Source organism: Arsukibacterium sp. (genome assembly GCF_036735525.1).
GTDB lineage: Bacteria > Pseudomonadota > Gammaproteobacteria > Enterobacterales > Alteromonadaceae > Alishewanella.
This window is the reverse complement of the sequence record NZ_DAINOE010000116.1, coordinates 1-6,713: the sequence shown is the minus strand read 5'-3', so window position 1 is coordinate 6,713 and position 6,713 is coordinate 1. Positions and strand designations below refer to the sequence as shown.

At 46.4% G+C, this 6,713-nt stretch carries 9 protein-coding genes; 7 read left to right on the top strand and 2 right to left on the bottom strand.

Annotated elements, in window-relative coordinates:
• From V7D78_RS15565 to V7D78_RS15545, 5 genes are all read left to right on the top strand, one after another.
• A partial coding sequence (locus V7D78_RS15565; RefSeq protein WP_333609377.1) for a GNAT family N-acetyltransferase occupies window positions 1-911 on the top strand: 911 nt, incomplete at its 5' end.
• Window positions 905-1,717, top strand: coding sequence for a glycosyl transferase (locus V7D78_RS15560; RefSeq protein ID WP_333609376.1), 813 nt, complete (start codon window positions 905-907; stop codon window positions 1,715-1,717). The genes V7D78_RS15565 and V7D78_RS15560, both read left to right, overlap by 7 nt.
• Complete coding sequence (locus V7D78_RS15555; protein ID WP_333609375.1) at window positions 1,710-2,564, top strand: hydrolase 1, exosortase A system-associated; 855 nt, start codon at window positions 1,710-1,712, stop codon at window positions 2,562-2,564. The genes V7D78_RS15560 and V7D78_RS15555 overlap by 8 nt, the downstream gene beginning before the upstream one ends.
• 58 nt (window positions 2,565-2,622) lie before the next feature.
• The gene (locus tag V7D78_RS15550; protein ID WP_333609374.1) at window positions 2,623-2,847 is read left to right on the top strand and encodes a hypothetical protein; all 225 of its coding nucleotides are present in this window, start codon (window positions 2,623-2,625) and stop codon (window positions 2,845-2,847) included.
• 118 nt (window positions 2,848-2,965) lie between these two features.
• Window positions 2,966-3,325: a hypothetical protein gene (locus V7D78_RS15545; RefSeq protein WP_333609373.1), complete on the top strand. Its 360-nt coding sequence runs from the start codon at window positions 2,966-2,968 to the stop codon at window positions 3,323-3,325.
• On the opposite strand, the gene V7D78_RS15540 is transcribed toward V7D78_RS15545, so the two are convergent.
• Both V7D78_RS15540 and V7D78_RS15535 read right to left on the bottom strand, forming a co-directional pair.
• Complete coding sequence (locus V7D78_RS15540; RefSeq protein WP_333609372.1) at window positions 3,317-4,552, bottom strand: pyridoxal-dependent decarboxylase, exosortase A system-associated; 1,236 nt, start codon at window positions 4,550-4,552, stop codon at window positions 3,317-3,319. The two genes, V7D78_RS15545 and V7D78_RS15540, sit on opposite strands and share 9 nt — an antisense overlap.
• Entirely contained in the window at window positions 4,549-6,153 is a 1,605-nt protein-coding gene (locus V7D78_RS15535; protein WP_333609371.1) for an acyl-CoA ligase (AMP-forming), exosortase A system-associated, read from the bottom strand. Before V7D78_RS15535 ends, V7D78_RS15540 begins: the two co-directional genes overlap by 4 nt.
• A gap of 160 nt (window positions 6,154-6,313) precedes the next feature.
• Here V7D78_RS15535 and V7D78_RS15530 point away from each other — a divergent pair, with 160 nt between their 5' ends.
• Both V7D78_RS15530 and V7D78_RS15525 read left to right on the top strand, forming a co-directional pair.
• Complete coding sequence (locus V7D78_RS15530; RefSeq protein WP_333609370.1) at window positions 6,314-6,556, top strand: acyl carrier protein; 243 nt, start codon at window positions 6,314-6,316, stop codon at window positions 6,554-6,556.
• A gap of 60 nt (window positions 6,557-6,616) precedes the next feature.
• Window positions 6,617-6,713 (top strand): hypothetical protein (locus V7D78_RS15525; RefSeq protein ID WP_333609378.1); only part of this gene is annotated, 97 nt, incomplete at its 3' end.

The window sequence follows — 6,713 nt, the reverse complement described above, 5'->3', positions numbered from 1 at the left end:
ATTGGCTGGTTGTGTCAGATTCAGAACAGACTTTAATGGCTGTACCAATTGAAGAAAACCTGCGATTTAACCGGCCTCAACTCAGACTTTTGAGTAATTTTTACAGCCCTATGCTGGAGCTTTTCTACCAATCTCAAACGCTCAGTAGTGCACAAGCATGGCAATTGTTGTTGATTGCCATCAGTAAATTGTACCCTAATTGGCTTTCTTTACGGGCAACGCCACTCACTGCTGCTCAGGTAGATCTGCTGATCAACAGCGCCAATCAGCATTATTGCAGTGCCTTCAGCTATAAGTTTTCGGCCCATTATCAGGCTAACTGCATCAGCCTTGAGCAGTATTGGCAGAAAAGGCCTTCACAGCTTCGCAATACACTAAAACGCAAAAGTCGGCATTTAAAGCAACAGCAACATCGATTTGAATTAACAGCTAAACCAGACGCTATACATATCGAGCATTATTGGCAAATTTACCAGCATAGCTGGAAACATCCGGAACCCTCGAAGGCCTTTATTAACGGCTTATTTGAATGGGGCTCAATGCTTGGCGCATTGCGCCTGGGGTTACTCTATATTGATGAACAGGTAGTGGCCTGCCAACTTTGGTTAGTGCACCAGAAAACAGCCTATATTTTTAAACTGGCCCAAAACATCGAGGCGAATCAATATTCACCGGGGAGTTTATTAACCGAATACATGATTAATAAGATAAAACAGCAAGACAATATTGAACAGCTGGATTTTTTACTCGGCGATGATGATTTTAAAGCCCTGTGGATGGATGAAAAACAGCAAATATTTGGAATAGAAGTGTTAAATCAGCAATGTTTAACCGGGCGGATTTTAGCTCAGTTTCAACAATTTAAACGCAGTATCAAGACGCTGTTTAAAAGTGGTCCTTCAGCATGTTAGCCCCGGGTTTTTATAATGGGACTGCCGGTAAGCTGTTTCTCTATAGCCAAACCGCCAATAACACCAGCGCCCTGATCATCTTGCCGCCTTTTGCTGATGAGATGAATAAATGCCGACATTTGTTCCAGCAATTAATGCAACAGCTAACCCCATTTGGCATTGATTGTTTTTTACCAGACCATTTTGGCACGGGTGACAGTGAAGGTGATTTAACAGACGCGACTATTGATATCTGGCGGGCGGATTTAATTCATTTGCTTGCAACACTGGCTGCCGCTGGCTACCACAGCTGCCATCTGTTGGCCGTCCGCTTTGGCTGTCTGCAAGCGCTAGACTTACTACAGCAGCCAGAGCTGCCGCTCCCGGTTCAACAATTGGTGCTTTGGCAACCGCAATTCGATCAAACAAAATTTTGGCAACAATTTGTCAGAATTAAAATTGCAGAAGCTATGGCCATTGGTACTAAAACATCTCAGTCTACTATTGAGCAGCAGTTAGCAAGTGGTCAGTTAATTGAGATAGCCGGATATCCATTAACTAACGATTTTGTATCCAGTTTAAAGCAATTTACGGCCAGCTTACCCGAGCAGCTAAAAGACGTGCAACTAAGCTGGTTTGAAACATCACCATTAGACAATATGGCTATACCCGTTCAAAAAATGCTAGCGCAACTAAACAGTTTTACTCCTGTGCATTATAAGCAACTAAAGGCTGAACCTTACTGGCAAACCACCGAACTAGCCAGTGCTGATGAGCTGCTACACTATACCGTCCAGCAGTTATTAAAGGGTATCGCAGATGAATGAAAGCTATATCCAGTTCAGAAACAACTTGGCCGAGCTTTCAGGCATACTGCATTATGGCAGCGGCCACACCGGTGTTTTAATTATCGTTGGCGGCCCGCAATATCGGGTAGGCAGCCACAGACAGTTTGTAAAACTCAGCCGGGCACTTGCCATTAAGGGTATCGCTTCAATGCGATTTGATACTAGTGGCATGGGTGATAGCAGCGGCAAGAAGACCGTTTTTTATCAGCAAACAATCGACATTGAACTAGCTATTGAACAGTTTTTCTTAAAATGCCCTCATCTTAAGCAATTGGTTCTGTGGGGACTTTGTGATGCAGCCAGTGCCATTTTAATAAAACTTAACAGGCCGGATCCACGGATCAGCGGTGTTGTTTTGCTTAACCCCTGGGTTAGGCAGACGCAAAGTCATGCGCAAACTATGCTGAGACATTATTATTTAAAGCGGCTTGTCAGCCCGCAGTTCTGGCAAAAACTGTTTAAAGGTGGCTTAAAACTCAAAGATAGTCTGTTATCTTTCAGTCAAACCTTAAGTGCCAGTCGTGAAAAAAATAAAATCAGTCAGCATATTCAAGGCCTGACTGATCAGCTAACGGAACAGACATACGTAATGGCTATGCTTAAGGGGTGGCAAGGCTTTAATGGCAAAACATTAGTGATAACAAGCGGTAACGATTTAACAGCCCAAGAATTTTTATCTCTATGCCAGTCAAATTCACTATGGCAGCAGCAACTTAACAGCTCGCAGCATCAACACTGTTCAGAAGCTAACCATACTTTTTCTACTGGGCAATGGCGACAACATGTAGAGCAACAAACAATAAGTTTTCTTTCTTCCCTTTATTAGTTTTATTGATTTAGCGGCCGACAGCGTCGGCATCACCTTTGAAAAGCAGCTTAGTACTTTGCAGCATGTCAATTTGTTGCTGTACAACGGTATTACCTTTGGGCAGGGCATAATACCGCCTCTGCACAGCTTGCCCGAGGGCTTAACCGTGCAGCGCATTGTGCAGCAGCTGGGTGGCTATGACGGTGAGGGTTTTCAGCAACTGGAGCAGGATATTATGGCGCGGATTAAAGCGTTACACTTATACAGCGATCACAGCGAGCCTAAAAAACTCGCGTTTTAAGCTACAATCTAATCTTGGTAACTGAACCATTAACTGGATATTAATAGCACAACAGAACAAACAACGTCTTGAAGGTAAAGGATTACGCAGATGTTATTTAACTCCGTAGAGTTTTTATTTGACAGAACTCGACCGTTTTATCACACAATTAAAGCAACAAGATATTGCGGTGTACCTTCTGATAAACCCCTATCAGCAACCCTATCTGGATCAACTTACTGAGTATCAACTTGATCAACATTTAGGCAACTGGAAAGCGCAGATGATACAGCTGGCAAAGCACCACCAGCTGCCTCTTTTCGATTTTGCTATTAACTCAAAACTGGTTACTGATGTGGTAGCACCAAACAGCAAAGTTACTGAGGATAGCCCCTACTTTTGGGAGCCGGCACACTACCGGCCAGCGTTTGGTGATTTAATTCTTAATTCCTTGCTGAAAAATAATTGCCATCACGTATGCAAACTATATTCACAATAACACCTCCACCACCCCAGGATGCCCCAAAAACTGCTGTGGGCTGGCAGTGGGGCCATAGGCACCAGATTGATACACCACAACCCAGTCCCCCACTTCGGCTTTGGGAAGTTGCATCTTATCGGCCAGGATATCCAGAGGGGTACACAGCGGGCCGACTATAGTAACCAGCTCCTGCCCGGCAGCGGTTAATTTATTGCCTATGGCGACCGGGTAGTTTTTGCGGATAACCTGGCCAAAATTGCCGGAGTTAGCTAAATGATGGTGTAAACCGCCGTTACACACCAGATAGGTGGTGCCGCGCGAGACTTTTTTATCCAGTACCTGACAGGCATAGACTCCGGCCTCGGCCACCAGATAACGACCTAATTCAATCACCAGCTCGATATCTGCTAACTCGGTTTCGTAATCTTGTAGCAACCTGGCTAACGACTCGCCCACAGGCGCTAAATCCAGCCGGCGCTCCCCCGTAAAATAAGGAATACCAAAGCCACCGCCTAAGTTAATCATGTCGGGCCGGTACGGGCAAGCAGCGACCAACTTGGCGGCGAGCGCAAAGGTATGCTGATGGGCATCGATTAATGCCTCAGCTTTCAAATTTTGCGAGCCACAAAAGATATGAAAACCGCGCAATTTCACCGGCATATCGGCGATAGCCGGCAGTAATTGCAACACCTGCTCTTCATCTATACCAAAGGGCTTGGCACCACCCGCCATTTTCATGCCAGAGGCTTTAAGCTCAAAGGCCGGATTGACCCTAAGGGCAACTTGGGGTCTTTGCCCGGCGTGTTGGCCAAGCTTGCAGATCCGGGCTAATTCACCCGCTGATTCCACATTTAAGGTAACGCCGGCTACTATAGCTGACAGCAGCTCCGCATCGCCTTTACCCGGCCCGGCAAAACTGATGTCCGATACTGGCATGCCACTTTGCATCGCCAGCAACATTTCTTGTTGCGATGCTACGTCAAACCCATCGACCAAGGGTTTTAAAAATTGCACAACCGGCCAGTATGGGTTGGCTTTAACCGCATAATGCAGCTTAATGCGCCCGGGAATAAACTGGCGAAAACGGGCAACCTGCTGTTGAATAATCTGCCGGTCATAAGCATAAAACACCCTTTTATCCAGCAACTGACTAATAGCGTTCAGATTAAAACCGCCAACTAACAGCTGATTATCTTGCTGAGCAAATTGCGACATCTGTTCATGTTGTGGCGTTATTTCGCTCATGTTGACGCTCCTTCTGTAAAATACTGCTGATAGTCCTGCGCCAGCGCTTTTCTGTCAATTTTGCCATTGGGGTTTTTCGGCAAGCTGTCTTTTAATAAAATGGTTTTAGGTAACATAAAGTTCGGCAAACTACGCTTTAATTGCAGCAACCATTGCTCAGGACTGGCCGTTGCTCCGGCAGCCAGGGCAACTAACACTAAAATCACCTGATCGGTACCATCATAAATGCCCAGCGCCGCTACATCCTGAATAGCCGGGTCCAGCCGATAAACGGCTTCCTCAACTTCAGTAGGGCTCACTCTGTAACCTGAGGTTTTAATCATTTCATCGCGCCGGCCAATAAAATACAGATAGCCTTCTTCGTCATATTTCACGGTATCACCGGAAAACACCGCTAACTGCGGAAGCTGAATACCTGCTGGTGCCATGGGATCAGCTTTAAAACGCTCGGCCGTTTTTTCCGGTGCATTCCAATACCCTAAGCTGACTAAAGGCCCACGATGCACCAGCTCACCCGGCTCATTTGGCCCACAAAGGCTACCATCCTCCCGGACGACGATAATTTCTGCATTGGGAATTGCTTTGCCCATAGAGCCGGGCTTACGGGCTAAATCTGTCGGTGGTAAATAGGTAGAGCGAAAGGCTTCGGTTAAACCATACATTAAATAAGGCTCAGCCTGGCTAAAAATGGCCTGCAGCTGACTCAGTAAGGCTTGCGGCATAGCGCCACCGGAATTGGTTAAATAGCGTACGCTATCGGCACTGCCCGCTGGCCATTTCGCCTTGGCCAGTTGCGCCCACAACGGTGGCACTGCGGCAATACCAGTCACCTTATAATGCTCGACCGCCCGCACCACATCCTGCACTAAAAAGAAATCTAACAGCACCACACTGGCACCGACACTAAAAGCCGTAGTAAGTTGGCTTAAACCATAATCAAAACTTAACGGTAATAATCCCAGCAACACATCTTGCGACTGGTTGTTAAGATAACGGGCAACACTGGCCGCGCCAACCAGCATATTACGCTGGGTCAGCACTACCCCCTTGGGCTTACCGGTACTGCCAGAGGTATATAAAATGGCCGCCATATCTGCATCGGTCATTGCAGTACTACGCAAAGGTCTGTCTACTGTCTGCGTACTGGCCAGCCAGGGCTGCACCGCATAATGGCCCTGTTGCTGCGATTCAGCAGCAACTGCTGGCTCATCCACCAGCAGTACCGTATGCAAATCAGTACAATCAGTCAGTACACTGGCTAGACCGGCTAACCGGTCAGCACTGGTGATCAGACAGCGGACATTACAATCCTGTAAAATATGCTGTACTTGCGGGGCTTTTAGCGCCGGATTAACCGGCACAAAGACTGCACCACAGGCATTCGTGGCAAAAATGGCCACAACGGTGTCAAATTGCTTGGGTAAATAAATAGCAACCCGCTCAAAGCGATTAATATCAATTAGCTGCAGGCGCCGGGCTTGGCGCTCAACCTGTTGATGCAGTTCAGCGTAAGTTAAACTCAAGCCTTTAAAATGCAGCGCAGGCTGTAATGGGTAACGGCACGCGGAGTGGTAGACTAGCTCAGATAAATTATTGGTCATATCTATCCTTTTGACCTTTCACTTTTGATCCCTTAGTGTGCAATAATAAAACAGTTTTGCAAAAAAACCGATAGCAGAATGACAATGATGTTGAAGTTTAATTGGTTATGCCAGGATTAATCTTACACAGGTCACAGGATTAGCACTCAGGATGAACACTATGCCTACACAACAGTTATTGGCCGATATTCTTCGCGCCGTTTTACAAATAGATCGCACCTTTACCGCAGACACCCCCTTATTAGGCGCCATACCCGAATTTGACTCTATGGCGGTTATTGCCGTGATCACCGAACTGGAAGACCAGCTGGGTATCGAATTTGATGATGATGAAATCTCTGCAGAGATTTTTGAAAATTTTGGTCAACTGCAGCAATTTGTCGAATTAAAACAGGTTGCCTGAGCATCTCACAAAATTTGCACCACTTTCACAAACTATGTGTCAGCTGACGTTAGGAGTTATATGTCGCACTTTACTCGCGTATCCGTTATAGGCCTGGGGTACATCGGCCTGCCCACTGCTGCTGTTATTGCCTCACGCGGTGTTGATGTTTTGGGCA

What these genes read in the sequence shown, in the direction of transcription:
- V7D78_RS15560 (WP_333609376.1), top strand. Translation starts at nt 905, where the DNA reads ATGTTAGCCCCGGGTTTTTATAATGGGACTGCCGGTAAGCTGTTTCTC.
- V7D78_RS15555 (WP_333609375.1), top strand. Translation starts at nt 1,710, where the DNA reads ATGAATGAAAGCTATATCCAGTTCAGAAACAACTTGGCCGAGCTTTCA.
- V7D78_RS15540 (WP_333609372.1), bottom strand. Translation starts at nt 4,552, where the DNA reads ATGAGCGAAATAACGCCACAACATGAACAGATGTCGCAATTTGCTCAG.
- V7D78_RS15535 (WP_333609371.1), bottom strand. Translation starts at nt 6,153, where the DNA reads ATGACCAATAATTTATCTGAGCTAGTCTACCACTCCGCGTGCCGTTAC.
- V7D78_RS15530 (WP_333609370.1), top strand. Translation starts at nt 6,314, where the DNA reads ATGCCTACACAACAGTTATTGGCCGATATTCTTCGCGCCGTTTTACAA.